Origin of the sequence: Streptomyces sp. NPDC079141 (assembly GCF_040686775.1) — a bacterium.
Taxonomy (GTDB): Bacteria; Actinomycetota; Actinomycetes; order Streptomycetales; family Streptomycetaceae; genus Streptomyces.
In genome coordinates, this window is record NZ_JBFBLP010000016.1 from 1 (window position 1) to 26099 (window position 26099).

Consider the following 26099-nt stretch of genomic DNA (forward strand, 5'->3'; position numbering starts at 1 on the left):
CGAATAGTCCTTCATCGCCATCGGCGGTCTTCTCGCTTCCTCCGGATCAAGCAGATCCAGTATCAGCGTGTCCACCACTCAGGGGGAGGCCCCGTGGACCTTCACGCGCCCAACCTGCTCTCACGGCACCGCTCCGGAGCGGTGAAGAAAGCGTGCAGACGGAGCTTCCATCCGCCACCCCCTCGCATCGCGCAGCGCACGCCTGAATCCCAGCACGGGCACCCTCACCCCATCCCAGCACCATCCCAGCACGGTACGGATGACCAGAGATGACGACAGGTGACGAGGGGTCAGCTATCCCAGCACCATCCCAGCACGGGAAAAAACAAAGGGCCCGACCCCGAAGAGCCGGACCCTATCTGACCTGCATGTTTGCAAGATCAGCGACGTGGTGATATGTCAGCCGCTACACATTGAAGCGGAACTCCACCACATCCCCGTCCTGCATCACATACTCCTTGCCCTCCATGCGCGCCTTCCCCTTGGCGCGGGCCTCGGCCACCGAACCGGTCTCCAGGAGGTCGGCGAAGGAGATGACCTCGGCCTTGATGAAGCCCTTCTGGAAGTCGGTGTGGATCACGCCGGCCGCCTCGGGGGCCGTGGCGCCCTTCTTGATGGTCCAGGCGCGGGATTCCTTGGGGCCTGCCGTGAGGTAGGTCTGGAGGCCGAGGGTGTTGAAGCCGACGCGGGCGAGGGTGGCGAGGCCGGGCTCCTCGGCGCCGACCGACTCCAGCAGCTCCATCGCGTCCTCCTCGTCCAGCTCGGCGAGGTCCGCCTCCAGCTTGGCGTTGAGGAAGATCGCCTCGGCGGGGGCGACCAGGGCGCGCTGCTCGTCCTTGAAGACGTCGTCGGTCAGCTCGTCCTCGTCGACGTTGAAGACGTAGAGGAAGGGCTTGGTGGTGAGGAGGTGCAGGTCGTGCAGGAGCTCCTCGTTGCCGGAGCCCTGGACGATGCCCGCGGAGAACAGGGTGTCGCCCTTCTCCAGGATCTCCTTCGCCGCCTCGACCGCCGCGACCTTCGGGGCGACGTCCTTCTTGATCCGGGACTCCTTCTGGAGGCGCGGGAGGACCTTCTCGATGGTCTGGAGGTCGGCGAGGATCAGCTCGGTGTTGATCGTCTCGATGTCGTCCTTGGGCGAGACCTTGCCGTCGACGTGGACGACGTTCTCGTCCTTGAAGGCACGGATGACCTGGCAGATCGCGTCGGACTCGCGGATGTTCGCCAGGAACTTGTTGCCCAGGCCCTCGCCCTCGGACGCGCCGCGCACGATGCCGGCGATGTCGACGAAGTCGACGGTCGCCGGGAGGATGCGCTGGGAGCCGAAGATCTCGGCCAGCTGGGTGAGCCGGGCGTCGGGGACGCCGACCACGCCGACGTTCGGCTCGATCGTGGCGAACGGGTAGTTGGCCGCCAGCACGTCGTTCTTGGTCAGGGCGTTGAACAGGGTCGACTTGCCGACATTCGGCAGACCGACGATTCCGATCGTGAGCGACACGTTGCGACTTCCCGTACGTGAGAGTGAGTGGAGAGCTGGGGCGGTCCACCAGTCTACGGCGTGCCCGGCACCGGCCCGCCGATCCGTTCGAACGCTTGGTCAAGGTCCGCCCCTCGGCGTGTCTGATGGGCGATTCGGCACATAAACAGACCTAAGTTGGTCCAGTGGAGCAACACAGGACACGCCCAGCGCGGTACGGGCAGGACGGAACGCGCCGCGGCACCCCGCCGCTGCCCCCGCAGGCCAGGGGCGGTGACCGCGGTGAGCGCGGTGCGCAGGCGCGCGGTGGTGGCGTCCCGCGCCGTCCCCCCGCCGCCGTGCGCCGGCCCCCGCCTCCCGTGGTCCAGGCGGTACGGCGGATGCCGAACCCCCGGCTCACCGGGCTGGGCGTCGGACTGTTCGGCATGGTGCTGATGCTTGCGCTCGGCGGCCTGGACGCCCTGCTGTTCGGAGCCTCGCCGACCGTCTACGGCGTGCTGTTCCTGCCGGTGTGCGCGCTGACCGCGGCCTGGGTGCGCAAGGCGGACCTGGTGACCGCGGTCATCGTCGTACCGATCGCGTTCGCCCTGGGACTGGTACCGATCGCCGACAGCGGCGACGGAGTCGGCGACCGGCTGATGGGACTGTTCACCGCCCTGGCGACCCAGGCCGGGTGGCTCTACGGCGGGACGCTCGTCGCCGGGGTGATCGTGACCGTGCGGAAGGTGCGTCTGATGCGACGCAGGGTGGCTGCCCGGAACCGTCCGCCGGTGTGATCTACTCCTTCACCGCCCGCATCGCCGCCCCGACGATCCCCGCGTTGTTCTGCAGCTGCGCCGGGACGATCTCCGCCTTGATGCCCTCGATGTAGGGCAGGAACTTTTGGGCCTTGCGGCTGACGCCGCCGCCGATGACGAACAGCTCCGGCGAGAACAGCATCTCGACATGGGCGAGGTACTTCTGGACCCGGTTGGCCCAGCGCTCCCAGGTCAGGTCGCCGTCCTCCCGGGCCTTGCTGGAGGCCCGCTTCTCCGCGTCGTGGCCGTTCAGCTCCAGGTGGCCCAGCTCGGTGTTGGGCACCAGGGCGCCGTCGACGAACAGGGCGCTGCCGATGCCGGTGCCGAAGGTCAGCAGGATGACCGTGCCCTTGCGGCCCCGGCCGGCGCCGAACGCCATCTCGGCGACGCCCGCCGCGTCGGCGTCGTTGACCACCGTCACGGGCAAGCCGCCCAGCCGCTCGCCGAACAACGCGCGCGCGTCGGTGTCGATCCAGCCCTTGTCGACATTGGCCGCCGTGCGGATCGTCGCTCCGCCGGTGACCACGCCGGGGAAGGTCAGCCCGACCGGTCCCGTCCAGCCGAAGTGCCCGACGACCCGCCGCACACCGTCCGCCACGGCGTCGGGCGTCGCCGGCTGCGGGGTGAGCACCTTGAGGCGCTCCTGGGCAAGGTCGCCCCGGTCCAGGTCCACAGGGGCGCCCTTGATCCCGGATCCGCCGATGTCCACACCGAAGATCTGCATGGCTCTACGTTACGACGGACGACTGACAGTCACTCCCCGGAGGTGCCCTTGCGCTCCGCGATCAGGGTCGCGGCCTCCTCGCGCAGATCGCGGCGCAGCTCCTTCGGCAGCGAGAAGGTGATGGACTCCTCGGCCGCCTTCACCAGCTCCACATCGCCGTAGCCGCGCTGGGAGAGCCACTCCAGGACCTCCTCGACGAGCACCTCCGGGACGGAGGCGCCGGAGGTGACGCCGACGGTCGTGACGCCCTCCAGCCAGGCCTCGTCGATCTCGCTCGCGAAGTCCACGAGGTAGGCCTCGCGGGAGCCGGCAAGCTTGGCGACCTCGACGAGCCGCTTGGAGTTGGAGGAGTTGCGCGAGCCGACGACGATCACCAGCTCGGCCTCGGCGCCCATCTGCTTCACCGCGAGCTGACGGTTCTGCGTGGCGTAGCAGATGTCGTCGCTCGGCGGGGAGACCAGCTGCGGGAACTTCGCCTTGAGGGCGTCGACGGTCTCCATCGTCTCGTCCACGCTCAGCGTGGTCTGGGACAGCCACACGATCCTGGACGGGTCGCGGACCTCGACCTTGGCGACGTCCTCGGGGCCGTCGACGAGCTGGATGTGCTCGGGGGCCTCGCCGGAGGTGCCGATGACCTCCTCGTGGCCCTCGTGCCCGATGAGGAGGATGTCGTAGTCCTCGTTGGCGAAGCGGACGGCTTCCTTGTGGACCTTGGTGACGAGGGGGCAGGTCGCGTCGATGGTGGCGAGCTGGCCGCGCGCGGCCTCCTCGTGGACGACGGGGGCGACGCCGTGCGCCGAGAACATGACGATGTTGCCGGGCGGGACCTCCTCCGTCTGCTCGACGAAGATGGCGCCCTTCTTCTCCAGGGTCTGCACGACGTACTTGTTGTGCACGATTTCGTGGCGGACATAGATCGGAGCCCCGTACTGCTCCAGGGCTTTCTCGACGGCGATCACGGCGCGGTCCACACCCGCGCAGTAGCCCCGGGGGGCGGCGAGCAGGACACGGCGGCCAGGCGAAGCAGTCATGCACCCCATCGTAAGGCCGCGTTCGGCGGGTCAAAGATCGCGGCGTCGATGACGGTTCTGGACACTGGCGGCATGTCCGACATTGATACGGCGGCCTCTACGACCGACGCGGAACACCACCGTCTGCGGCGCAGCCTCGGCTTCCGTGACCTGGTGGTGTACGGGCTGCTGTTCATCGCGCCCATGGCGCCGGTCGGAGTGTTCGGCACGCTGGACGCCAAGTCCCACGGGGCGGTCGCGCTGGTCTATCTCGTCGCCACCGTCGCGATGGCGTTCACCGCATTCAGCTACGCGCAGATGGTGCGGGTCGTCCCCCAGGCGGGGTCTGTGTTCGCCTACGCGCGCGCGGGGCTGGGCCCGAGGGCCGGCTTCGTCGCGGGCTGGATGGCGATGCTGGACTACGTACTGATCCCCGCGGTGGCGTATCTGTTCTCCGGGATCGCGATGGAGGCGCTCGTCCCCGAGGTCTCGCGCTGGGTGTGGACGGCGCTCGCGGTGGTCGTCACGACGCTGCTGAACCTGTGGGGGGCGCGGACGGCCGCCCGGGTGGGCTTCCTGGTGCTGGCCATGGAGATCGTGGTCCTGCTGGTGTTCGTCGTCTCGGCGGTGGTGGTGCTCGCCGGGGACGGGGCCGAGCGGGGCTGGCTGTCGCCGCTGTCCGGGGACGGCTCGCAGGGGGCGTTCGCGCTGTCGGCGGTGCTGGGCGCGGTGTCGATCGCGGTCCTGTCGTATCTCGGCTTCGACGCGATCGCCTCCTTCGCGGAGGAGGTCACGGGCGGCTCGGAGAAGGTCGCGCGCGCGGTGCTGTTCTGTCTGGCGCTCGCGGGCGTCCTCTTCGTCGCGCAGACGTACCTGGTGGCGCTGCTGGAGCCGACGTCCTCGGCGGAACTGGCCGCCGAGCCGGGCAGACAGGGCTCCGCCTTCTACGACGCCGTGGACGCCTCGGTCGGGACGTGGCTGCACGACCTGGTGGCCGCGAGCAAGGCGATCGGCGCGGCGTTCGCGGCGCTGGCCGGGCAGGCGGCGGCCGGACGTCTGCTGTTCGCGATGGGCCGCAACCGGCGCCTCCCGCGCGCGCTGTCGAAGACGGACGCCGGCGTGCCGAGGGTGGCGCTGCTGTGCGCGGCCACGGTCACGCTGGTCGCGGCGGTGTGGGCGGCCCGCCGGGACGACGGCATGGACCACCTCGTGTCGGTCGTCGACATCGGCGCCCTGACGGCCTTCACACTCCTGCACGCGAGCGTGGTGGGCTGGTTCGCGGTACGCCGCCAGGGCGGCCCGGTGATCTGGTGGCGGCACGTGCTGATCCCGGTGGCCGGGGCGGCCATCACCCTCGCCGTGATCGTGGAGGCATCCGGTACGGCGCAGGTGGTGGGCGCGGTCTGGCTGGCGGTGGGACTGGCGGTGCTGGTGCTCCAACGGGGGCGGGACTCGGCGTAGGAGAACCCACCCGGGGACTCGGCACAGAGCCCCGCCCCCGACCTCACGCCTCGTGCCGACCGCGACGGCGACGGGCCGTCCACAGGAGTACGGCGGCACCCGCGCCGGTGAGAGCCGCGGCAGCCGCCGCGAGGGGGCCTACGGGGAGGTCCTCACCCGTGTCGGCCAGCTCGGGGTCGCTGTGGCTGGGCGCCGGGTGCGGGCCGGTGGAATCGGAGGGGCTCGGGTCGGTGGGCTCGGTCGGGTCCGTCGGCTCGGCCGGCTCCGTCGGGTTCGTGGGCTCGGTCGGCTCCGTCGGGTTCGTGGGCTCCGTCGGGTTCGTGGGCTCGGTCGGCTCCGTCGGGTTCGTGGGCTCCGTCGGATCCGTGGGCTCGGTCGGCTCCGTCGGATCCGTGGGCTCCGTCGGATCCGTCGGGTCCGTCGGATCCGTGGGTTCCGCGGGCTCCGTCGGATCCGTAGGCGTCGTCTCGTCCTCGCACTGGAGGTCCGCCGCGAACGGGAAGTAGTGGATCTCGCCCGCGTTCACGCCCGCGCGCGTGGTGTCGTCCAGCGGGCCCGCCGTGAGGGACTTCACGATCACGTCGCCCTCGATGTTGGAGGGGCTGAGGTCCGTGAGGTGGGCGCTGGGGGCGTAGATCGTGCCTTCGAGACTGTCGCCGGAGGCGATGGTGATGTCCGTGGCGTCGGGGAAGTCCCAGAGGATGTACGGCGCTTCGGTGCCGGAGACGCCCGCCATGTTCGGCGTGTTCCAGGTGAACTCGCCGCCCGTGGCCGTGGTGTCGACGACGATCAGCAGCGGGGTCGACGCCGACGGCTTGTCGAGGAAGGTGATCTCGCTGAGGTTGTTGAGCTGCTCGCCGGTCAGGTGCAGCACGTTCGTCTGCCCGCTGGTGAGCGAGATCTTGACGCCGGTGCCGGCCGGGATGTTCGTCTGGTCGGCGAGCGGGTTGCCGTTGCCGTCCAGCAGGGTCACGTTGGTCGCGCAGCCGGCCATCTCGTCGGCCCGGTCGCGGTACGTCGAGAACAGCGACGTGAAGTCCATCAGGCCCGACTGGGCGACCGAGTCCGCCGACTGCTGCGTGGTCAGTTCGATGCGCGGGGTCGAGTCGTAGCCCGCGCCGGTGGCGGTGACGCGGGTGTTGACGGAGGCGCCGTTGGAGTCCGTGGTCAGCGCCTGGCTGCCGGTCATGTCGCCGATCTTGGCGTAGCCGTTGGCGAGGACCCTCAGCACGCCGGACGGGCTGCTGCCGACGTAGTCGACGCCGCCCCCGACCAGCAGCGCGGTCGGGTTCGAGTCGCCGGGGGCGACAAAGGTCCCGGCGGTGTGCAGGGAGACGTTGTAGCCGTCGCCGTAGGACAGGTTCCCGCCGATCGCCACCGGCCCCTCGGACTCGGTGCTGCCGAGCAGGGCGTCGCCCTCGGTGACCACTCCGAAGCCGTTGTTGCCGGCCACCGGGTTGCCGATGCTGACCGTGTCGCGGGCCGGCGCCACGGCCAGGGCGGCGCTGCCGAGGGCGGCGGAGCAGGCCGTGCCGGTCGTGACCAGCAGGGCGATCGCCAGACGGCGCTGTCCGCCCGCTTTAGTCATATATACGTAATTTGACATGAGATGAAGCTAGGGACGCGGCACCGCCGTCGGGCTTCAGCCACGCCGAACGGTGCACCAACGGCCCTCGCCGGGACGGTTCGTTGTCGGTGCCGACGGCTACGCTCACGGACATGGCTCTCAACACGTCCGCAGAATCCCCCCTGCCGGTCGGCGAGGTGTCGCGGCTCATCGGGGGGTGGATCGACCGGCTCGGCGCGGTGTGGGTCGAGGGGCAGATCACCCAGCTGTCGCGGCGACCGGGCGCCGGCGTGGTGTTCCTGACGCTGCGGGACCCCTCGTACGACATCTCCGTGAGCGTCACCTGCTATCGGCAGGTGTTCGACGCCGTCGCGGACGTCGTGAGCGAGGGAGCTCGGGTGGTCGTCCTGGCGAAGCCCGAGTGGTACGCCCCGCGCGGCCAGCTGTCGCTGCGGGCCGCCGAGATAAGGCCGGTGGGCGTCGGCGAACTGCTGGCGCGCCTGGAGCAGCTGAAGAAGGCCCTGGCGAACGAGGGGCTGTTCGCGCCGGAGCGCAAGAAGCCGCTTCCCTTCCTGCCCCAGCTCATCGGGCTGGTCTGCGGGCGCGCCTCCGCCGCCGAGCGGGACGTCCTGGAGAACGCCCGGCACCGCTGGCCCGCCGTCCGCTTCGAGGTGCGCAACGTCGCGGTGCAGGGTGTGCACGCCGTACCGCAGGTCGTGCAGGCCGTGAAGGAGCTCGACGCGCTGGACGACGTGGACGTGATCGTCGTCGCGCGCGGCGGCGGCAGCGTGGAGGACCTGCTGCCGTTCTCCGACGAGCAACTCGTCCGCGCGGTCGCCGCCTGCCGTACGCCCGTGGTGTCCGCCATCGGCCACGAACCCGACAACCCGCTCCTCGACTACGTCGCCGACCTGCGCGCCTCCACCCCGACCGACGCCGCCAAGAAGGTCGTACCGGACGTGGGCGAGGAGTACGAGCGGGTGCGGATGCTGCGCGATCGCGCCCGGCGCTGTGTCGGGGCCGTCATCGAGCGGGAGGAGCGCGGGCTCGCCCATGCGCTGGCCCGGCCGTCGATACAGGATCCGCACCGGATGATCGACGAGCGCGCCGACCATGTGGCGTCCCTCATGGACCGCGGCCGCCGCACCCTCGGCCATCTCCTCGACCGCGCCGACTCGGAACTGACGCACACCCACGCGCGCGTGGTGGCCCTCTCCCCGGCGGCGACCCTCAAGCGCGGGTACGCCGTGCTCCAGAAGGCCGACGGCCATGTCGTCCGGGACCCCGAGGAGGTCACCGCCGACGAGGTACTGCGGGCGCGGGTTTCCGAGGGCGAGTTCAGTGTCCGAGTCGATGCTTAGGGTGGACGCATGACCAGCAAGGTGGATGAGGCGCTCGGGTACGAGCAGGCGCGGGACGAGCTGATCGAGGTCGTACGGCGGCTGGAGGCCGGCGGTACGACGCTGGAGGAGTCCCTGGCGCTGTGGGAGCGCGGGGAGGAGCTCGCCAAGGTGTGCCGGCGCTGGCTGGACGGGGCTCGGGCGCGGCTGGACGCGGCGCTGGCCGAGGAGGCGGCGGACGAAGAGGCCGGGGACGAGGAGTAGACCGCCCAGGTGATCGTGTGAAGCGGATCACTCAGCCCTGACTTTCATTGAACATTGAACTTCATGAACCTATAGTTGACGTGTCAGCTGGTCCGGCGCACGGATCCGACGCTCACTCCGAGAAGGTTCACGCATGTCTCTCGTTCTTGACCCCGCCGCCCAGGACCTCCTGTTCCGCGAGGCCCGCACCGCGAACACCTTCACCGACGAGCCGGTGACCGATGAGCAGGTGCAGGCGATCTACGAGCTGGTCAAGTTCGGCCCGACCTCCATGAACCAGTCGCCGCTGCGCGTGACGCTGGTCCGCTCCGCCGAGGCCCGCGAGCGCCTCGTGCAGCACATGGCCGAGGGCAACCAGCCCAAGACCGCCGCCGCCCCGCTGGTCGCGATCCTCTCCGCGGACAACGAGTTCCACGAGGAGCTGCCGGCGCTGTTCCCGCACTTCCCGCAGGCCAAGGACCTCTTCTTCGGCGAGCGCTCGGCCCGTGAGGGCTCCGCCGCGCTGAACGCCGCCCTTCAGGCCGCGTACTTCATCATCGGCGTCCGCGCCGCGGGCCTCGCCGCCGGCCCGATGACCGGTCTGGACTTCGAGGGCGTCCGCAAGGAGTTCCTGGACGACGACCACACCCCGCTGATGGTGGTCAACATCGGCAAGCCGGGCGAGGACGCCTGGTTCCCGCGCTCCCCGCGCCTGGCCTACGACGACGTCGTCACCACGGTCTGAGCAGGGACACATACGAGCAGGGCCCCCGGCGATCACGCCGGGGGCCCTGCTCGTATGCCTCTCGTCACTCGGCCTTCAGCGCCTGCGCCATCTGCGTCAGCTGCGCGAACGACCCCGTGCCCGCGACCACGGTCGTCGCCCCGTCCTCCTTCAGCACCAGGGCGTCGTAGCGGCCGCCGGTGTACCGGGTCCACGTCCGGCCGCCGGCCTCCTGCGTGGCCTTCGTCTCATGGGCGCCCTGGGTGGCCTCCTCGATGAAGGGGGCCGTCTTGGGCGTCGACGACTGCTCGACCTGGACGTACTCATCGCCGGGCGCCTGGAAGCCGAGGTGCCAGGCGTCGGCCTGGTCGCCCTGGAAGCGCACGGACGTCGCCTTCCAGTCCTTGGCCAGGCCCTCGGGGGCGACCACCGGGTAGGACGCCGCGCGCCGCGCGGTGAGCAGCTCTACGCGGTAGTCCACTCGCTTGATGTCGGGAGCCGATTCGTCGTGCGGGATGAAGACGTAGATGACTCCCGCCGCGAGGATGGTCACTCCCAGGGAGAGGACCATGTTGCGGACCGACTTCTGCTTGCCGTTCGAACCTGCCACGTCCCCTATCGTCGCAGGTGCCCCGGTCCGCTCATCCGTGGGGGCCCCTGCTCATTTTGTCGGCCTGAGGATAGAGTCATGGCCATACCCTCATCCGGCCGTCGTCGTATCAGAAAGGTGCGCTCCGATGACCGAACATCATCACCTGCCGTCCGAGCTCGATGTCCCCTCCGAAGCCCCCGACCGCAACCTCGCCCTGGAGCTCGTCCGGGTGACCGAAGCAGCCGCGATGGCCGCGGGCCGCTGGGTCGGGCGCGGCGACAAGAACGGCGCGGACGGTGCCGCGGTGCGCGCCATGCGGACCCTCGTCTCCACCGTGTCGATGAACGGCGTGGTCGTCATCGGCGAGGGCGAGAAGGACGAGGCGCCGATGCTCTTCAACGGGGAGCGCGTCGGTGACGGGACCGGCCCCGAGGTGGACATCGCCGTCGACCCGATCGACGGCACCACGCTGACCGCCAAGGGCATGCCGAACGCGATCGCCGTCCTCGCGGCCACCGAGCGCGGGGCGATGTTCGACCCGTCCGCCGTGTTCTACATGGACAAGCTGGTCACCGGCCCCGAGGCGGCCGACTTCGTCGACATCAACGCGCCCGTGTCGGTCAACATCCGCCGGGTCGCCAAGGCCAAGCGGTCCACGCCCGAGGACGTCACCGTCGTCATCCTCGACCGGCCCCGGCACGAGGGCATCATCAAGGAGATCCGGGACGCCGGCGCGCGCATCAAGCTGATCTCCGACGGTGACGTCGCGGGTTCGATCTACGCGCTGCGCGAGGGCACCGGCGTCGACATGCTGCTCGGCATCGGCGGTACGCCGGAGGGCATCATCTCGGCCTGCGCCGTGAAGTGCCTGGGCGGCACCATCCAGGGCAAGCTGTGGCCGAAGGACGACGAGGAGCGGGCGCGTGCGGTCGACGCCGGACACGATCTGGACCGGGTGCTGACCACCGAGGACCTGGTGACCGGGGAGAACGTGTTCTTCGTCGCCACCGGGATCACCGACGGGGAGCTGCTGCGGGGTGTGCGGTACCGGTCGGATTCCGCGATCACCGAGTCGATCGTGATGCGGTCGAAGTCGGGGACGGTGCGGAGGATCAGCTCCGAGCACCGGCTGAGCAAGCTGCGGGCGTACAGCGCGATCGACTTCGACCGGGCGAAGTAGCCGCGCCTTGGAGTTGGGCGCCCCCGGTGCGGTGGGGGCGCCCCTTCCTCTGCTCCTTGCTCAACCCGCTTGCGCTATGCGGCCCGCCGCCCTCGCCGCCTTCTTCAGTTCCAGGTCGCGGCGCCGGCGGCGGGCCAGCACCACTCGGCGTTCCGCTGCCGTGAGGCCGCCCCAGACGCCGTACGGCTCGGGCTGGAGGAGGGCGTGCTCGCGGCACTCGACCATGACCGGGCAGCGTGCGCAGACCCGCTTCGCCGCCTCCTCGCGGGAGAGCCGGGCGGCGGTCGGTTCCTTGGAGGGTGCGAAGAACAGGCCGGCCTCGTCGCGCCGGCACACCGCCTCGGTGTGCCAGGGGGCGTCTTGGTCCCTGTCCCGCACTGGCACCCGCTGGGCCGGAACGGCAGCTACCTGCAGGGACGAATGCGGCGGTTGCAGCACGGTCTACTCCTGACGACGGCTTCGCGAGCGAGAGACGATGCAGCAAGGCCTACCCGCTGTGCGCGTGCCTATGCACTGAGTTCCGAACCGCTGGATTCCGGGGGCTCGCGCGCGGCTGCATGAGCGGACTGGTTGGTTTCGGTTCCGATCGAATTTGCAGTCGTCAACGGTCCAGGTGTTTGCGCAAACCCTTGTCGGCCTTGCGCTGGACGCGATCGAGGATGTCCGCCACGAGTTTGCCGCGCTTCGCTCTGCCCTCGACACTGCCCAGCACGGCCCACCCCTCCACATGGACGGCGGGGGCCTCGGGGTCGCCCGAGTCGAGCGCGATCACCTGGAAGTCGCCGAGGACGCCGCCGCCGGTGCCGTGCAGCGAGACGTTCTCCGGGACGCGGACCTCGACGCTGCCGCAGAACGAGAACGCCTTGATCACGACCTGCTGGTACTCGAAGAGGGCCTCGCTGAGGTCTATCTCGACGCTGCCGAAGATCGCGTACGCGTGGATCCGGCGCCCGGCGCGCCAGCGGCCCTTGCGGACGGCGCTGCTGAAGACCGCGACGACGTTGTCGTCCGGGACGGCGGGGACCGCGGCGGGCAGGCCGGGGGAAGGGGCGGCCCGGCGCCGGTGGGCGGCGGGCAGATCGCGTATGAACCCCTCCAGCTCGCCCACCGTCTTGGCGCTGAGCGCCCCCTCGACCCGCTCGGCGTGCTCATCGGCGGTGAGGCGGCCCTCGGCGAGTGCCTCGCGCAGGATGTCCGCGATCCGGTCGCGGTCGGCGTCGGAGGCGCGGAGCTCGGCTTCGGTGGCGGCAGCGGGCGCGGTCTGCTTCTGAAGGTCCACGGCAGCAGCGTACCGAAACACGATAGATCGCGATAGCCCCTCCTGGGGCCGAACTGAGCCTTACCTCACAAGCTCTCCGTCAGTGCCAGGTTCTACGCTGGTGGACGCTGCCCAATGGAGGTCAGCCGCCGCATCTGTCGAGTGAGGAATGGCACCGATGCCTGAGTTCGCGTACACCGATCTGCTCCCCATGGGAGAGGACACCACCCCCTACCGGCTGGTGACCTCCGAGGGTGTCTCCACCTTCGAGGCCGACGGGCGCACGTTCCTCAAGGTCGAGCCGGAGGCGCTGCGCAAGCTCGCCGAAGAGGCCATCCACGACATCCAGCACTACCTCCGCCCGGCCCACCTCGCCCAGCTGCGCCGGATCATCGACGACCCCGAGGCGTCCAGCAACGACAAGTTCGTGGCGCTGGACCTGCTGAAGAACGCGAACATCGCGGCGGCGGGCGTGCTGCCGATGTGCCAGGACACCGGTACGGCGATCGTGATGGGCAAGCGCGGGCAGAACGTGCTGACCGAGGGCGGGGACGAGGCGGCCCTGTCGCGCGGCATCTACGACGCGTACCTCAACCTCAACCTGCGCTACTCGCAGATGGCTCCGCTCACCATGTGGGAGGAGAAGAACACGGGGTCGAACCTCCCGGCCCAGATCGAGCTGTACGCCGCCGACGGCGGCGCCTACAAGTTCCTCTTCATGGCGAAGGGCGGCGGCTCGGCCAACAAGTCGTTCCTCTACCAGGAGACGAAGGCCGTCCTGAACGAGGCCTCCATGATGAAGTTCCTGGAGGAGAAGATCCGTTCGCTGGGTACGGCCGCCTGTCCGCCGTACCACCTGGCGATCGTGGTGGGTGGTACGAGCGCGGAGTACGCCCTCAAGACCGCGAAGTACGCCTCCGCTCACTACCTGGACGAGATCCCGGCCGAGGGTTCGGAGCTGGGGCACGGCTTCCGGGACAAGGAGCTGGAGGAGAAGGTCTTCGAGCTGACGCAGAAGATCGGCATCGGCGCGCAGTTCGGCGGCAAGTACTTCTGCCACGACGTGCGCGTGGTGCGGCTGCCGCGGCACGGCGCGTCCTGCCCGGTCGCCATCGCCGTGTCCTGCTCGGCCGACCGTCAGGCGGTCGCGAAGATCACCGCCGAGGGTGTCTTCCTGGAGCAGCTGGAGACCGACCCGGCGCGTTTCCTGCCGGAGACGACGGACGAGCACCTCGACGCCTCCGACGACGACGTCGTCAGGATCGACCTGAACCAGCCGATGGACGACATCCTCGCCGAGCTGACGAAGTACCCGGTGAAGACCCGGCTGTCGCTCTCCGGTCCGCTGGTCGTGGCCCGTGACATCGCGCACGCCAAGATCAAGGAGCGGCTGGACGCGGGCGAGGAGATGCCGCAGTACCTCAAGGACCACCCCGTGTACTACGCGGGGCCGGCCAAGACCCCCGAGGGCTACGCGTCCGGCTCCTTCGGCCCGACGACGGCCGGGCGCATGGACTCCTACGTCGAGCAGTTCCAGGCGGCGGGGGGCTCCAAGGTGATGCTGGCGAAGGGCAATCGCAGCAAGCAGGTCACGGATGCCTGTGGCAGCCACGGTGGCTTCTACCTGGGCTCCATCGGCGGCCCTGCCGCCCGTCTCGCCCAGGACTGCATCAAGAAGGTCGAGGTCGTCGAGTACGAGGAGCTCGGCATGGAGGCCGTCTGGAAGATCGAGGTCGAGGACTTCCCGGCGTTCATCGTCGTCGACGACAAGGGCAACGACTTCTTCCAGGACCCGGCGCCGGCGCCCACGTTCACGTCGATTCCGGTACGGGGGCCTGGGCTGGCCTAGTGCCTGCGGTGCGGCGGGGACGTTTTTCGCCCCCGCCGCCCCTACCCGTCCCACCACCAGGGGCTCCGCCCCTTCGACCCCGCCGGGGGCTGCGCCCCCAAACCCCCCTTCGGCCTGAACGGCCTCGTCCTCAAACGCCGGACGGGCTGAGGGCTGCGCCCCAGCGGGCGGGTGGGGGCTTGGGACGGCTACGGCCTCGTCCTCGAAACGCCGGACCGGCTGGAGGACGCGCACCAGCACCAGGAGGCGCCGGCCTGGAGGCTGCGCCCCAGCGGGCGGGTGGGGGCTCGGGACGGCTACCGGCTGGTCCTCGAAACACCGGACCGGCTGGAGGACGCGCACCAGCGCCAGGAGGCGCCGGGCTGAGGGCTGCGCCCCAGCGGGCGGGTGGGGGCTCGGGACGGCTACCGGCTGGTCCTCGAAACACCGGACCGGCTGAATGAAGCGCACCAGCGCCAGGAGGCGCCGGCCTGGGGGCTTGGGACGGCTACGGTCTCAGCCGCTCAAGTCGAAAGCCAGGCGTTGGTAGTCGCCGTCGTCCGTGAAGTGGATCTGGCCGCTGGCGGCGCGGTAGTCGCCGGTTCCGCCGGTGACGGAGGCGTCGAAGGCTGGGAGTTCGGCTGTCTCCTCCAAGGGGACCGTCATGAGGACCTGGGCCGTGATCTGGCCGCCGGAGAGGACGAACGTGCCTACGCACTGGATGTCCATCGGGTTGCCGGCGCGGACGACGGTGCAGGCGACTCCGTCGCGGCCGACCTTCTCGCCGCCCTTGTCTTCGTAGAGGTCGTCCGCGAAGGAGAAGGAGTCGCCGACCTCGGGTAGCTGCTGCTCGCCCTGGTCGTCGTCCTCGCCCGGCACTTCCTTGGCGTAGAGAGTGAACGTCTCGTCGCCTTCGATGGCGGGGGCGGGGGCGGCGACGGCCAGGGTCCCTGCGGCGGCCAGCCCGGCGCCGAGCGCGATGAGCGTCCTGATGCTGCGGAGCATGTCCTGCCTCCTGTGGGGTGACGAGCCCCCCCTGCGCTTCCCCACCATTGTCCGGCGATCACCTCCGGGCCGCGCGATGTGAAGATCCCCTCCGGCGGGGGAACAGCTGTCGGGTCCCGGATGCTGTGACAGGTGGAGGTGATCGGCAGTGGCCGACGAAGAGCAGGGTTATCGCATCGAGCACGACTCCATGGGCGAGGTCCGTGTCCCCGCCCACGCCAAGTGGCGGGCCCAGACCCAGCGCGCGATCGAGAACTTCCCGGTCTCCGGGCAGCGCATCGAGCGGGCCCACATCGAGGCGCTCGCCCGGATCAAGGGCGCGGCCGCGAAGGTGAACGCGGATCTCGGGGTGCTCGACAAGGACATCGCCGCAGCCATTGAGGAGGCTGCCGGTGAGGTCGCCGAGGGGACGTGGGACGAGCACTTCCCCGTGGATGTGTTCCAGACCGGGTCCGGGACCTCGTCCAACATGAACGCCAACGAGGTCATCGCCACCCTCGCGAGCGAGCGGCTCCAGCGAAGCGTGCATCCCAATGACCACGTCAACGCGTCGCAGTCCTCCAACGACGTCTTCCCCTCCTCCATCCACATCGCCGCCACCGCCGCCGTCACCCGCGATCTGATCCCCGCCCTGGACCACCTCGCCGCGTCCCTGGAACGCAAGTCCGAGGAGTTCGCCGACGTCGTGAAGTCGGGGCGGACCCACCTCATGGACGCCACCCCGGTCACGCTCGGGCAGGAGTTCGGCGGGTACGCGGCCCAGGTGCGGTACGGCGTCGAGCGGCTGCGGGCCTCGCTCCCCCGGCTCGCCGAGCTGCCGCTGGGCGGCACCGCCGTCGGCACCGGCATCAACACCCCGCCCGGCTTCTCCGCCGCCGTCATCGAGGAGGTGGCCCGGGCCACCGGGCTGCCGCTCACCGAGGCCCGCGACCACTTCGAGGCGCAGGGGGCCCGGGACGGCATCGTCGAGACCAGCGGCCAGCTGCGGACCATCGCCGTCGGGCTCACGAAGATCGCCAACGATCTGCGGTGGATGTCCTCCGGGCCGCGCACCGGGCTCGCCGAGATCTCCCTCCCCGACCTCCAGCCCGGGTCCTCGATCATGCCCGGCAAGGTCAACCCGGTCGTCCCCGAGGCCGTGCTCATGGTCGCCGCGCAGGTCGTCGGCAACGACGCCACCGTCGCCACCGCGGGCGCCGCGGGGAACTTCGAGCTCAATGTGATGCTCCCGGTCATCGCCAAGAACGTGCTGGAGTCGATCAGGCTGCTCGCCAACGCCTCCCGGCTGCTCGCCGACCGGACCGTCGACGGCATCGTCGCCCACCGCGAACGCGCCCTGGAGTACGCCGAGTCGTCACCGTCCGTGGTCACCCCGCTGAACAAGTACATCGGATACGAGGAGGCCGCCAAGGTCGCCAAGAAGGCGCTCGCGGAACGCAAGACCATCCGTCAAGTCGTGCTGGAGAGCGGTTATCTGGAGCGCGGCGACCTCACCCTCGCTGACCTGGACGAAGCCCTGGATGTCCTGCGTATGACGCGCCCGTAACCAATCCTCGCGTCGGCGCGAACCGTGACGTTCGCCGCAGCGTCGTTACTCCGTGACACCTAATATCTGGTCATGGCAGACGGCGGAGCGGTGACGGCAGTGGAAGCGGGCGGGTCTACGGCGCACTGGGCGCCCGGGAGTCAGATCCTGTGGCGCTACCGGGAGAACGCCGGTGCGCGCTTCCACATCGTGCGTCCCGTGACCGTCGTACGCGACGACGCCGACCTGCTCGCCGTGTGGCTGGCGCCCGGCACCGAGTGTGTCAAGCCCGCGCTGGCCGACGGGACGCCGGTCCACCTGGAGCCGCTCCAGTCGCGCTACACCAAGCCGCGCACGGTGCAGCGCGACCGGTGGTTCGGCACGGGCGTGCTGAAGCTGGCGCGGCCCGGCCAGCCGTGGTCGGTGTGGCTGTTCTGGGAGCCGGGCTGGCGGTTCAAGAACTGGTACGTGAACCTGGAGGAGCCGCTGGCCCGTTGGGCCGGCGGGGTCGATTCCGAGGACCACTTCCTGGACATCTGCGTGTACCCGGACCGGACTTGGGGCTGGCGCGACGAGGACGAGTTCGCGCAGGCCCAGCAGGACGGTCTGATGGGCCCCGAGGTGGCCGAGCGGGTGCGGAAGGCCGGGCAGGCCGCGGTGGAGACCATCCACGCCTGGGGGCAGCCGTTCTCGGACAGCTGGCAACACTGGCGCCCGGACGCGTCCTGGGCTGTACCGTCACTGCCGGAGGACTGGGACCGCACGCCCGCGCACATGTCCTCATGAGACCCTTGATGCGCCCCGGGGCCCTAAACGTAGGATCGTCCTCCGCAAGGGTGCGCCGAGGCAACTGGCGGAGCGTGCACTGGGCTTGACCGATCGTCACCGAGGGGCGGCAGGACGTGAGCGAGGGGTACGTGGGCAACACCGGTGCGGGCTGCGCACAGTCCGCCGGTGGCACAGAAACAGCCTCTGACCACGCGGGGATTCCGTTCCTGGGGCACGTATTGCGGGTATCGGAGTTTCGGCGGGACGAACTGCGCTCACCGCGCAGGGCCTCGGCCCCGGACGGATGGATGCGACACGCGTGACGGAGCAGCCGACCTCCTTCGAGCGCCCCCGGAAGGGCGCCGACCCCGCGGACCCCCGCGGGGCGCTCCTGCGTTCCCCGGTACCGCCCCGATCGTCCGGCGCCGCCGCGTTACCCGCGCAGGCCCGCACCGGCGAACCGCCCTCCACCCCGGGCACGACCGCACCGTCCGGCAACGACAAGGCCCCCGTGAGCAACGGTCCCGAGCATGCGCAGCCCTCCGCCGCGGCGGAGGCCGACACCCATCGTCCGCGGCCCGCGCCCGAGGCCATTCCGGCCCAGCCGGGTACCGAGGCGCCCGGCGGCGGGGAGCGGCGCAGCGGGCAGACGGTGCAGCCCGGCCGGCCCACGCCGATGCGGCGGGACGGGGACCGGCTGCGGTTCGTGGGCGCCGCGACCCGGCGGATCGCCCGCGGCATAGACCTCGACGAGATCGTGATGGGGCTGTGCCGGGCCACCGTGCCGACGTTCTCCGACGCGATCCTCGTCTATCTGCGCGACCCCCTGCCGGTCGGCGACGAGCGGCCCACCGGCCCCGTCGTGCTGCGGCTGCGCCGCACCGACCGGATACCGGAGGAGCGGGACACCGAAGGCGGCTTCCTGCCCGCGCCGGGGCAGCCGGAGCCGACCGAGCTGGCCGAACTGTCCGCCGTGACCGCCGAATTGTGCGAGGTACGGCCCGGCGGGGCGCTCGCCGAGGTGCTGCGCGGGGTACGTCCGGTGTTCGCCGACGCGCCCGCCGCCCGCGCCGCCCTCCCGGAACTGCTGGGCGACGACGGCGAGTTGGTCGTACCCGGCGGGCAGCGCGCGATCCTCGCCCCGCTGCGCGGCCGACGCCGGGTGATCGGCGCCGCGCTCTTCCTGCGCCGCCCCGAACGCATGGCCTTCGAGGCCGACGACCTCCTGGTCGCCGCCCAGCTCGCCACGCACAGCGCACTCGGCATCGACAAGGCGGTGCTGTACGGCCGTGAGGCCTACATCGCCGACGAACTCCAGCGGACCATGCTGCCCGAGACCCTGCCGCGCCCCACGGGCGTACGGCTGGCCTCCCGCTATCTCCCCGCCGCCGAGACCGCGCGCGTCGGCGGCGACTGGTACGACGCGATCCCGCTGCCGGGCAGCCGGGTGGCGCTGGTGGTGGGTGACGTCATGGGGCACTCCATGACCAGCGCGGCCATCATGGGCCAGCTGCGGACCACCGCGCAGACCCTCGCCGGGCTCGACCTGCCGCCGCAGGAGGTGCTGCACCACCTCGACGAGCAGGCCCAGCGGCTCGGCACCGACCGCATGGCGACCTGCCTGTACGCCGTCTACGACCCGGTCTCGCACCGCATCACCATCGCCAACGCCGGCCATCCGCCGCCCGTCCTGCTGCACCTGGGCGGCCGGGCCGAGGTGCTGCGGGTGCCGCCGGGCGCGCCCATCGGTGTCGGCGGCGTCGACTTCGAGGCCGTGGAGCTGGACGCGCCCGCCGGAGCCACGCTGCTCCTCTACACCGACGGTCTGGTGGAGTCGCGGCTGCGGGACGTGTGGACCGGCATAGAGCAACTGCGCGAGAAGCTCGCCGCGACGGCTCAGCTGACCGGGCCCGACCATCCGCCGCCGCTGGAGGCGCTGTGCGACGAGGTGCTCGACATGCTCGGTCCCGGCGACCGGGACGACGACATCGCGCTGCTCGCCGCGCGGTTCGACGGGATCGCGCCCAGCGATGTCGCGTACTGGTTCCTGGAGCCGGAGGACGCGGCCCCGGGCCGTGCCCGGCGGCTGGCCCGGCGCGCGCTGTCGCGCTGGGGCATGGAGGAGCTGACCGACTCCGTCGAGCTGCTGGTCAGCGAGGTCGTGACGAACGCGGTTCGGTACACGTCGCGGCCGGTGACGTTGCGGTTGCTGCGGACGGATGTGCTGCGCTGCGAAGTCGGTGACGACGTGCCGCAGTTGCCGCGGCTGCGGCAGGCTCGCGCCACGGATGAAGGTGGGCGGGGGCTGTATCTCGTCAACAAGTTGGCGCGGCGGTGGGGGGCTACTCGGTTGAGCACCGGGAAGGTTGTGTGGTTCGAGCTCAATCGCGGGTGAGGCTGCCACGGATTGTTGTGTGGCGGCTGCGGGCCGGTTGTGGCTTGTCGCGCAGTTCCCCGCGCCCCTGGGGTACGTAACGGCGCCCGGTGACTACCGGGCGCCGTTCCTTCTCTACTGTGTTGTGTCCTCGTCCGGTCTTCCCGGTTCCTCCGGGATGTCGTCCGTCGGCGTGGTCGTCGGGGCCGTCGGCTCGTCCGTGGTCGGCTCGTCCGTCGTCGGGGTCTCGGACGGCGTCTGCGTCGGGGCCTGAGTCGTCGGGGCCTCGGTCGTCGGGGCCTGGGTCGTCGGCTCGTCCTCCGTCGGGGTCTGGCTCGGCTCCTGCGTCTGCGTCGGCGTGTACGTCGGCTCGACCGCCGCGCCCTGGTCGGTGTCCAGGTCGAACTCGGAGTCGCTGTCCGTCACGCCGAACATGTACGCCGCCCAGATCTGCGCCGGGATGCCACCGCCGTTGACCCGGCCGGTGCCCGGCAGCTCGCCCGTCGCGCCCTTCATGTTGACCTGGTCGCCGGTCTTCTTGTCCTCGCCGAACAGGCCGACGGAGGTCACCAGGTCCGGCGTGTAGCCGGTGAACCAGGCCGACCTGCCGTAGTCGGAGGTACCCGTCTTGCCCGCGACCTCCTGGCCGTCGCGGGACGGGTTGTCGCGCACGGACACCCGGGCCGTACCGTCGTCGACCACGCCGGTGAGCACGGAGGTCACGGTGTCGGCGGTCTCCGGGCTGATGACCTGGTCGCCGATCGCGTCGGGCATCTTGATCGTGCGGGTGTTCTGCTCGGCCGACTTGATGATGGTCGGGGTGACCTGCTTGCCGTGGTTGTCGAGGGTGGCGTAGACGCCGGCCATCTGGAGCGGGCTCGCGCCCATGGAACCGAGGGTCTGGGCCGGTACGGCTTCCAGGTCCTCGACGTCCATGCCGAGCTGGCCGGCCGTCTCCATCACCTCGTCCATACCGACGTCGATGCCCATCTGCGCGAACACCGAGTTGATGGACTTGTTCATCGCGGTCTGGACGGTGACGTCGCCGTAGTCGACGTTGTCCTCGTTCGGCGGGGCGAAGCCGACCTTGTTGCCGTTGGCGTCCACCACGGGCCGCTTGCTCGTGCCGTCGTAGACCGTGCTCGCGCCGATCGGGTCGCCGTCCTGCGTCTGCGCCTCGTTCTCCAGGGCCGCGGCGAGAATGACGGGCTTGAACGTGGAGGCGGGCTGGTAGTCCGTTCTGGTCGCGTTGGAGCGGTAGTGCTTGAAGTAGTCCTCGCCGCCGTACAGGGCGACGATCTTCCCCGTCTCGGGGTCGACGGAGACGGCGCCGGCCTGGATGTCCGCGTCGACGTCGCGTTCCTTCGGGTCCAGCTTGCTGATCAGCTGCTCCTCGGCGGCCTTCTCCAGCTGGGCCTGCTTCTTCCGGTCGATGTTCAGGGTGATGGTCCAGCCCTGGCTCTTGACCTGGGTCTCCGCCTCGGAGCGGGAGAGGCCCTCCTGCTCCATCAGCTGGTCCTCCAGCTGCTTGTTGGCGAGCTCGACGAGGTAGCCCTTCTGGCCCTCCAGGCCCGCGGCGCCCTTGGGCTCCTTGGGCACGGGGAACTTCATCGACTGCCGCTCGGAGGCGTCCAGCCACCCCTCCTCGACCATGTTGTCCAGGACGTAGTTCCAGCGCTGCTTGACCAGCTTCTTGCCGGTCTCGGACGCGACCGCCCAGTCGTACTGGCTCGGCGCCTGGAGCAGGGCGGCGAGGTACGCGCCCTGGGCGACGGAGAGCTTCTCGACGTCGACCCGGTAGTACGCCTGCGCGGCGGCCTGGATGCCGTGGGCGTTGCGGCCGAAGTAGCTGGTGTTGAGGTAGCCCGCGAGGATGTCGTCCTTGGACATCTGGCGGTCCACCTTCAGCGAGATGACCAGCTCTCGCAGCTTGCGGGTGACCGTCTGTTCCTGCGTGAGGTAGTAGTTCTTGACGTACTGCTGGGTGATCGTCGAACCGCCCTGCGCGCCCTTGCCGCTGAGCGTGTTGATCAGGCCTCGGGTCGTGCCCTTCAGGTCGACGCCGGAGTCCTTGTAGAAGCTCTTGTTCTCGGCGGCGACGAAGGTGTACCGGACGTCCTCGGGCACCTTGGAGATGGGCACGATCTCGCGGTTGACCTCACCGTCGCGGGCCAGGACCGTGCCGTCGCTGTACTTGTAGACGTTGCTCTGGAGCCTCGCCTCGGCGTTGCCGGTGGGCACCTGCACCATCATGTACAGCACGATGAACCCGCCGATGCCGAGCAGGCAGAAGCCGAGGAACGTGCCGAGGATCTTCTTCCAGGTGAAGAACCGGCGTATGCCGGTCTTCCCGGCCGCACCGGACGAGCGGCGACGCCTGGGCGCCGCGCGGCGGCCGCCGCGCTGCCGTGCTCGTCTCTCTTCCGCTCGTCCCATGAGTCCGATCCGCTCCGCTTCGCTCTGGTGTGCACTGCTGCCACACAGGTTCGCCGCTCAGGTCAGCTCAGAAAGCTAACACCGGGAGATGTGACAAAGGGCTGCCGATCCGGTCTTTTGCGGACGTGACAATCAGCACCTGCCCCGATGGAACCGACCACTCAGGGGGCGGAAAGGTTGCTCCGGACCTTCCCGGGAATCTATACACACGAGGTATACACCCCGTGTACAGTGCTCGGCATGTCCATCGGTCACACCCTCCTAGGGCTCCTGGAGACAGGCCCCCGCCACGGCTACGACCTCAAGCGGGCCTTCGACGAGAAGTTCGGTCACGACCGGCCACTGCACTACGGCCAGGTCTATTCGACGATGTCGCGCCTGCTGAAGAACGGCCTCGTCGAGGTCGAAGGCATCGAGCCCGGCGACGGGCCCGAGCGCAAGCGGTACGCGATCACCGACGCCGGCGTCACCGACGTACAGCGGTGGCTGGCGACGCCCGAGAAGCCCGAGCCGTACCTCCAGTCGACGCTGTACACGAAGGTCGTGCTCGCGCTGCTCACCCGGCGCGACGCGGCCGAGATCCTCGACACCCAGCGTGCCGAGCATCTGCGCATGATGCGGATCCTCACCGACCGCAAGCGCAAGGGCGATCTCGCGGACCAGCTGATCTGCGACCACGCCCTGTTCCATCTGGAGGCCGATCTGCGCTGGCTGGAACTCACCGCCGCGCGGCTCGACCGGCTGGCCGAGGCGGTGGCCCGATGACCGCCCCTGCCGGTGCCCTGCTCGCGGCCTCTGAGCTGCGCAAGGCCTACGGTCCGACCCTCGCGCTGGACGGCGCCGAGTTCTCCGTGCACCCGGGCGAGGTCGTCGCCGTGATGGGTCCGTCCGGGTCGGGCAAGTCGACGCTGCTGCACTGTCTGGCCGGGATCGTGCCGCCGGACTCCGGGTCGATCACCTACGACGGGCGGGAGCTCGCGACGATGAGCGACGCGGAGCGCAGTGCGCTCAGGCGCTCGGAGTTCGGGTTCGTCTTCCAGTTCGGGCAGCTCGTGCCGGAACTGACCTGCGTGGAGAACGTCGCCCTGCCGCTGCGGCTGAACGGCACCTCCCGCAAGCGGGCCGAGCGGGCCGCGCTGACCTGGATGGAACGGCTGGAGGTCGACGACCTGGGCGGCAAGCGGCCCGGCGAGATCTCCGGCGGTCAGGGGCAGCGGGTCGCCGTGGCCCGGGCGCTGGTCACCGGTCCGCGGGTGCTGTTCGCCGACGAGCCGACCGGCGCGCTGGACTCCCTCAACGGCGAACGCGTGATGGAACTGCTCACCGACGCCGCCCGCTCCAGCAACGCCGCCGTCGTGCTGGTCACGCACGAGGCGCGGGTGGCCGCCTACTCCGACCGCGAGATCGTCGTACGGGACGGCCGGTCCCGGGACATGGAGCGCGTCGTATGAACCAGTGGGGGAGGGACCTCGCCCTCGGTTTCAGGTTCGCCTTCGCCGGCGGCCGCGAGGGCTGGACCCGGGCTCTGCTGACGGCCGTCGGGGTCGGGCTCGGGGTGGCGCTGCTGCTGCTGACGACCGCGATCCCGAACGCGCTCGCGGCGCGGGACGACCGGGCGAACGCGCGCTACGACCTGCTGTTCGGCTCCACCGACACCGGTGTGGCCAGATCCGACCGCTCGCTCCTGCTCGTGGACGTCGACACGACCTTCCGCGGCAAGGAGGTCCGGGGGCGGGAGCTGGAGCCGGAGGGTTCGCGGGCGCCGCTGCCGCCCGGTCTGGAGAAGTTCCCGGCCAAGGGCGAGATGGTCGTCTCGCCCGCGCTGAAGGAGCTGCTGGAGTCGGCGGACGGCGAGCTGCTGCGGGAGCGGCTGCCCGACCGGGTGACCGGGACGATCGGCGAGAGCGGGCTGGTCGGCTCGCAGGAGCTCGCCTTCTACCGGGGCGGCGGCGGGCTGGCACCGCAGCTCGGGGACGGCCGGGTGGCCCGTATCGACCGGTTCGGGGACCCCGAGCCGGTCACCGAGAAGACCGATCCCGTCCTGATCCTGCTGATCCTCGTCGTCTTCGTGGCGCTGCTGATGCCGGTCGCCGTGTTCATCGCCGCGGCCGTGCGCTTCGGCGGCGAGCGGCGCGACCGGCGGCTGGCGGCGCTCAGGCTGGTGGGCTCCGACAGCCGGATGACCCGCCGGATCGCGGCCGGCGAGGCGCTCGCGGGCGCGCTGCTCGGGCTGGTCCTCGGCACGGTCTTCTTCCTGATCGGACGTCAGGTCGCGGGCTCCGTCGAGGTGTTCCGGATCAGTGTGTTCCCGAGCTATCTGAACCCCTCCCCCACGCTCGCGCTGCTGGTCGCGGTGGCCGTGCCGGCCGCGGCGGTGCTGGTGACGCTGTTCGCGCTGCGCGGGGTGGTCATCGAGCCGCTGGGCGTGGTGCGTACGGCCCGGCCCGCGCGGCGCCGGCTGTGGTGGCGGCTGCTGCTGCCGCTGGGCGGGCTCGCGCTGCTGTACCCGATGGTGGGGCAGGGCCGCGACGGGGGCGAGTTCAACCAGTACCTGGTCATCGGCGGCGTCATGCTGCTGCTGGTCGGGGTGACCGCACTGCTGCCGTGGTTCGTCGAGTCGGTCGTCGCCCGGCTCGGCGGCGGCCCGGTGGCCTGGCAACTGGCCGTACGCAGGCTCCAGTTGAGCAGCGGCACGGCGGCCCGGCTGGTCAACGGCGTGGCGGTGGCGGTGGCCGGGGCGATCGCGCTGCAGATGCTGTTCTCCGGAGTGGACAGCGACTACACCAAGGACACCGGCCTCGACGTCAGCCGGGTGCAGATGCATGTGACCGTGCCGGGCGACGCGGAACTCGCCGGTGCCGCGGAGCAGTTCCGGCGCACCGAGGGGGTCGACGAGGTCTACGCCCGCTACGAGGGATACATCGGCGAGCGCCGCAAGGACGCGGAGCTCGGCGCCCCGGTGACCGTCGGCGACTGCACGGCGCTGCGCGAGCTGGCCCACCTGCCCTCCTGCCGGGACGGCGACGTCTTCGCCGTACACACCGACTACGACCAGGAACTCACTCAACTGGCCGTTCCCGGCCGGACGTTGTACGTGGACCCGTCCTACGAGGGCACCCCGCGGGGCGCGGAGGCGCCGTGGACGGTGCCGGAGGGCGTGCGCCGGGCCGAGGCTCGCACCGGCATGACCGGGTTGGAGCGGCCCGGACTGCTGATCACCCCGAAGGCACTGTCGGACAAGGCCGCGCAGGCCATGGCCGGTCATGTGTACATCGGCCTCGACCCGTCCGTGCCCGACGCGCGCGAATACGTACGGAACACCGCGGCGGCCGTCAGCCCGCTGACGTACTCCACGGACTGGTCGGCGACGACGGAGTCGGGCCGCTACGCCTCCATCCGCACCGGCCTGTTCGTCGGCGCCTTGTGTGTGCTGGTGCTGATCGGGGCGAGTCTTCTGGTGTCGCAGCTGGAGCAGTTGCGGGAGCGCAAGAAGCTGCTGTCGGCGCTGGTCGCCTTCGGCACCCGGCGGCGGACGCTGAGCCTGTCGGTGCTGTGGCAGACGGCGATCCCGATCGCGCTGGGGCTGCTGCTGGCCTCGGTGGTGGGGCTGACCCTGGGCGCGGTGCTGCTGCGGCTGGCGGACACGCCGGTACGGGTGGACTGGGGGAGCCTGCTGTCGATGACCGGCGCCGGGGCCGCGGTGGTCCTGGCCGTGACCCTGCTCAGTCTGCCGCCGCTGCTGCGGCTGATGCGGCCCGACGGGCTGCGCACGGAGTGACCAAAGGCCCCTCCC

The 26099-nt window shown here is 70.5% G+C and carries 23 protein-coding genes; 14 read left to right on the forward strand and 9 right to left on the reverse strand.

All coding sequences use genetic code 11. The features are described 5' to 3' along the window. Positions 1 to 406: 406 nt before the first annotated feature. Positions 407 to 1495: a redox-regulated ATPase YchF gene (gene ychF / locus AB0Q90_RS32555; RefSeq protein ID WP_363163618.1), complete on the reverse strand. Its 1089-nt coding sequence runs from the start codon at positions 1493 to 1495 to the stop codon at positions 407 to 409. 164 nt (positions 1496 to 1659) lie between these two features. Here ychF and AB0Q90_RS32560 point away from each other — a divergent pair, with 164 nt between their 5' ends. Continuing rightward, positions 1660 to 2250, forward strand: a complete 591-nt coding sequence (locus AB0Q90_RS32560; protein ID WP_363163617.1) for a DUF6542 domain-containing protein — start codon at positions 1660 to 1662, stop codon at positions 2248 to 2250. Position 2251: 1 nt separating this feature from the next. On the opposite strand, the gene ppgK is transcribed toward AB0Q90_RS32560, so the two are convergent. After that, the gene (ppgK, locus tag AB0Q90_RS32565; protein ID WP_363163616.1) at positions 2252 to 2995 is read right to left on the reverse strand and encodes a polyphosphate--glucose phosphotransferase; all 744 of its coding nucleotides are present in this window, start codon (positions 2993 to 2995) and stop codon (positions 2252 to 2254) included. Positions 2996 to 3024: 29 nt separating this feature from the next. Beyond that, positions 3025 to 4035, reverse strand: coding sequence for a 4-hydroxy-3-methylbut-2-enyl diphosphate reductase (locus AB0Q90_RS32570; protein WP_363163615.1), 1011 nt, complete (start codon positions 4033 to 4035; stop codon positions 3025 to 3027). Positions 4036 to 4098: 63 nt separating this feature from the next. Between AB0Q90_RS32570 and AB0Q90_RS32575 the strand changes: the two genes are divergently transcribed. Further along, a complete protein-coding gene (locus AB0Q90_RS32575; RefSeq protein ID WP_363163614.1) occupies positions 4099 to 5466 on the forward strand; it encodes an APC family permease in 1368 nt (455 codons plus the stop codon). Positions 5467 to 5509: 43 nt separating this feature from the next. Here the strand turns inward: AB0Q90_RS32575 and AB0Q90_RS32580 are convergent, their stop codons facing one another. After that, entirely contained in the window at positions 5510 to 7054 is a 1545-nt protein-coding gene (locus AB0Q90_RS32580; protein WP_363163613.1) for a collagen-binding domain-containing protein, read from the reverse strand. Between the two features lie 131 nt (positions 7055 to 7185). On the opposite strand from AB0Q90_RS32580, the gene xseA reads away from it, so the two are divergent. The 3 genes from xseA (at position 7186) to AB0Q90_RS32595 (ending at position 9361) form a co-directional block, all read left to right on the forward strand. Further along, the gene (xseA, locus tag AB0Q90_RS32585; RefSeq protein WP_363163612.1) at positions 7186 to 8394 is read left to right on the forward strand and encodes an exodeoxyribonuclease VII large subunit; all 1209 of its coding nucleotides are present in this window, start codon (positions 7186 to 7188) and stop codon (positions 8392 to 8394) included. 9 nt (positions 8395 to 8403) lie between these two features. After that, complete coding sequence (locus AB0Q90_RS32590; protein ID WP_363163611.1) at positions 8404 to 8637, forward strand: exodeoxyribonuclease VII small subunit; 234 nt, start codon at positions 8404 to 8406, stop codon at positions 8635 to 8637. Between the two features lie 133 nt (positions 8638 to 8770). Further along, positions 8771 to 9361 (forward strand): malonic semialdehyde reductase, encoded by a 591-nt coding sequence (locus AB0Q90_RS32595; RefSeq protein ID WP_363163610.1) that lies wholly within the window; start codon positions 8771 to 8773, stop codon positions 9359 to 9361. Between the two features lie 64 nt (positions 9362 to 9425). On the opposite strand, the gene AB0Q90_RS32600 is transcribed toward AB0Q90_RS32595, so the two are convergent. Next, positions 9426 to 9950, reverse strand: a complete 525-nt coding sequence (locus AB0Q90_RS32600; RefSeq protein WP_363163609.1) for a DUF4245 domain-containing protein — start codon at positions 9948 to 9950, stop codon at positions 9426 to 9428. A gap of 127 nt (positions 9951 to 10077) precedes the next feature. Here AB0Q90_RS32600 and glpX point away from each other — a divergent pair, with 127 nt between their 5' ends. Beyond that, positions 10078 to 11112, forward strand: coding sequence for a class II fructose-bisphosphatase (gene glpX / locus AB0Q90_RS32605; RefSeq protein ID WP_363163608.1), 1035 nt, complete (start codon positions 10078 to 10080; stop codon positions 11110 to 11112). A gap of 60 nt (positions 11113 to 11172) precedes the next feature. On the opposite strand, the gene AB0Q90_RS32610 is transcribed toward glpX, so the two are convergent. Both AB0Q90_RS32610 and AB0Q90_RS32615 read right to left on the reverse strand, forming a co-directional pair. Continuing rightward, entirely contained in the window at positions 11173 to 11550 is a 378-nt protein-coding gene (locus AB0Q90_RS32610) for a WhiB family transcriptional regulator (RefSeq protein WP_186280654.1), read from the reverse strand. Between the two features lie 163 nt (positions 11551 to 11713). Next, entirely contained in the window at positions 11714 to 12391 is a 678-nt protein-coding gene (locus AB0Q90_RS32615) for a DUF1707 domain-containing protein (protein WP_363163607.1), read from the reverse strand. Positions 12392 to 12548: 157 nt separating this feature from the next. On the opposite strand from AB0Q90_RS32615, the gene AB0Q90_RS32620 reads away from it, so the two are divergent. Next, positions 12549 to 14219: a fumarate hydratase gene (locus tag AB0Q90_RS32620; RefSeq protein ID WP_363163606.1), complete on the forward strand. Its 1671-nt coding sequence runs from the start codon at positions 12549 to 12551 to the stop codon at positions 14217 to 14219. Between the two features lie 171 nt (positions 14220 to 14390). Continuing rightward, on the forward strand, positions 14391 to 14585 hold the full coding sequence (locus AB0Q90_RS32625) for a hypothetical protein (protein WP_363163605.1): 195 nt from the start codon (positions 14391 to 14393) through the stop codon (positions 14583 to 14585). A 129-nt stretch (positions 14586 to 14714) separates the two neighbouring features. Here AB0Q90_RS32625 and AB0Q90_RS32630 read toward each other — a convergent pair whose 3' ends face one another. Then, on the reverse strand, positions 14715 to 15203 hold the full coding sequence (locus AB0Q90_RS32630; protein ID WP_363163604.1) for a hypothetical protein: 489 nt from the start codon (positions 15201 to 15203) through the stop codon (positions 14715 to 14717). A 148-nt stretch (positions 15204 to 15351) separates the two neighbouring features. On the opposite strand from AB0Q90_RS32630, the gene AB0Q90_RS32635 reads away from it, so the two are divergent. The 3 genes from AB0Q90_RS32635 (at position 15352) to AB0Q90_RS32645 (ending at position 19891) form a co-directional block, all read left to right on the forward strand. After that, entirely contained in the window at positions 15352 to 16749 is a 1398-nt protein-coding gene (locus tag AB0Q90_RS32635) for a class II fumarate hydratase (protein WP_363163603.1), read from the forward strand. A 72-nt stretch (positions 16750 to 16821) separates the two neighbouring features. Then, positions 16822 to 17514 carry a DUF402 domain-containing protein gene (locus tag AB0Q90_RS32640; RefSeq protein ID WP_363163602.1) on the forward strand — a complete coding sequence of 231 codons (693 nt, stop codon included), beginning with the start codon at positions 16822 to 16824 and terminating at the stop codon, positions 17512 to 17514. Between the two features lie 286 nt (positions 17515 to 17800). After that, entirely contained in the window at positions 17801 to 19891 is a 2091-nt protein-coding gene (locus AB0Q90_RS32645; RefSeq protein WP_363163601.1) for a SpoIIE family protein phosphatase, read from the forward strand. A 114-nt stretch (positions 19892 to 20005) separates the two neighbouring features. Here the strand turns inward: AB0Q90_RS32645 and AB0Q90_RS32650 are convergent, their stop codons facing one another. Continuing rightward, positions 20006 to 22306, reverse strand: a complete 2301-nt coding sequence (locus AB0Q90_RS32650; RefSeq protein ID WP_363163600.1) for a transglycosylase domain-containing protein — start codon at positions 22304 to 22306, stop codon at positions 20006 to 20008. A gap of 240 nt (positions 22307 to 22546) precedes the next feature. Here AB0Q90_RS32650 and AB0Q90_RS32655 point away from each other — a divergent pair, with 240 nt between their 5' ends. From AB0Q90_RS32655 to AB0Q90_RS32665, 3 genes are read left to right on the forward strand one after another with little or no spacing between them, the layout of a single operon-like run. Beyond that, positions 22547 to 23071, forward strand: a complete 525-nt coding sequence (locus AB0Q90_RS32655) for a PadR family transcriptional regulator (protein WP_363163599.1) — start codon at positions 22547 to 22549, stop codon at positions 23069 to 23071. Beyond that, positions 23068 to 23757 (forward strand): ABC transporter ATP-binding protein, encoded by a 690-nt coding sequence (locus AB0Q90_RS32660; protein ID WP_363163598.1) that lies wholly within the window; start codon positions 23068 to 23070, stop codon positions 23755 to 23757. Before AB0Q90_RS32655 ends, AB0Q90_RS32660 begins: the two co-directional genes overlap by 4 nt. Next, complete coding sequence (locus AB0Q90_RS32665; RefSeq protein ID WP_363163597.1) at positions 23754 to 26084, forward strand: FtsX-like permease family protein; 2331 nt, start codon at positions 23754 to 23756, stop codon at positions 26082 to 26084. Before AB0Q90_RS32660 ends, AB0Q90_RS32665 begins: the two co-directional genes overlap by 4 nt. Positions 26085 to 26099 lie beyond the last annotated feature (15 nt).

Excerpts from the sequence above, each read along its gene's own strand:
- AB0Q90_RS32630 (WP_363163604.1), bottom strand. The coding sequence starts at position 15,203 with ATGCTCCGCAGCATCAGGACGCTCATCGCGCTCGGCGCCGGGCTGGCC.
- AB0Q90_RS32620 (WP_363163606.1), top strand. The coding sequence starts at position 12,549 with ATGCCTGAGTTCGCGTACACCGATCTGCTCCCCATGGGAGAGGACACC.
- AB0Q90_RS32660 (WP_363163598.1), top strand. The coding sequence starts at position 23,068 with ATGACCGCCCCTGCCGGTGCCCTGCTCGCGGCCTCTGAGCTGCGCAAG.
- ppgK (WP_363163616.1), bottom strand. The coding sequence starts at position 2,995 with ATGCAGATCTTCGGTGTGGACATCGGCGGATCCGGGATCAAGGGCGCC.
- AB0Q90_RS32645 (WP_363163601.1), top strand. The coding sequence starts at position 17,801 with ATGGATGCGACACGCGTGACGGAGCAGCCGACCTCCTTCGAGCGCCCC.
- AB0Q90_RS32655 (WP_363163599.1), top strand. The coding sequence starts at position 22,547 with ATGTCCATCGGTCACACCCTCCTAGGGCTCCTGGAGACAGGCCCCCGC.
- AB0Q90_RS32575 (WP_363163614.1), top strand. The coding sequence starts at position 4,099 with ATGTCCGACATTGATACGGCGGCCTCTACGACCGACGCGGAACACCAC.
- AB0Q90_RS32595 (WP_363163610.1), top strand. The coding sequence starts at position 8,771 with ATGTCTCTCGTTCTTGACCCCGCCGCCCAGGACCTCCTGTTCCGCGAG.
- AB0Q90_RS32650 (WP_363163600.1), bottom strand. The coding sequence starts at position 22,306 with ATGGGACGAGCGGAAGAGAGACGAGCACGGCAGCGCGGCGGCCGCCGC.
- AB0Q90_RS32665 (WP_363163597.1), top strand. The coding sequence starts at position 23,754 with ATGAACCAGTGGGGGAGGGACCTCGCCCTCGGTTTCAGGTTCGCCTTC.
- AB0Q90_RS32570 (WP_363163615.1), bottom strand. The coding sequence starts at position 4,035 with ATGGGGTGCATGACTGCTTCGCCTGGCCGCCGTGTCCTGCTCGCCGCC.
- xseA (WP_363163612.1), top strand. The coding sequence starts at position 7,186 with ATGGCTCTCAACACGTCCGCAGAATCCCCCCTGCCGGTCGGCGAGGTG.
- AB0Q90_RS32590 (WP_363163611.1), top strand. The coding sequence starts at position 8,404 with ATGACCAGCAAGGTGGATGAGGCGCTCGGGTACGAGCAGGCGCGGGAC.
- AB0Q90_RS32580 (WP_363163613.1), bottom strand. The coding sequence starts at position 7,054 with ATGACTAAAGCGGGCGGACAGCGCCGTCTGGCGATCGCCCTGCTGGTC.
- AB0Q90_RS32640 (WP_363163602.1), top strand. The coding sequence starts at position 16,822 with ATGGCAGACGGCGGAGCGGTGACGGCAGTGGAAGCGGGCGGGTCTACG.
- glpX (WP_363163608.1), top strand. The coding sequence starts at position 10,078 with ATGACCGAACATCATCACCTGCCGTCCGAGCTCGATGTCCCCTCCGAA.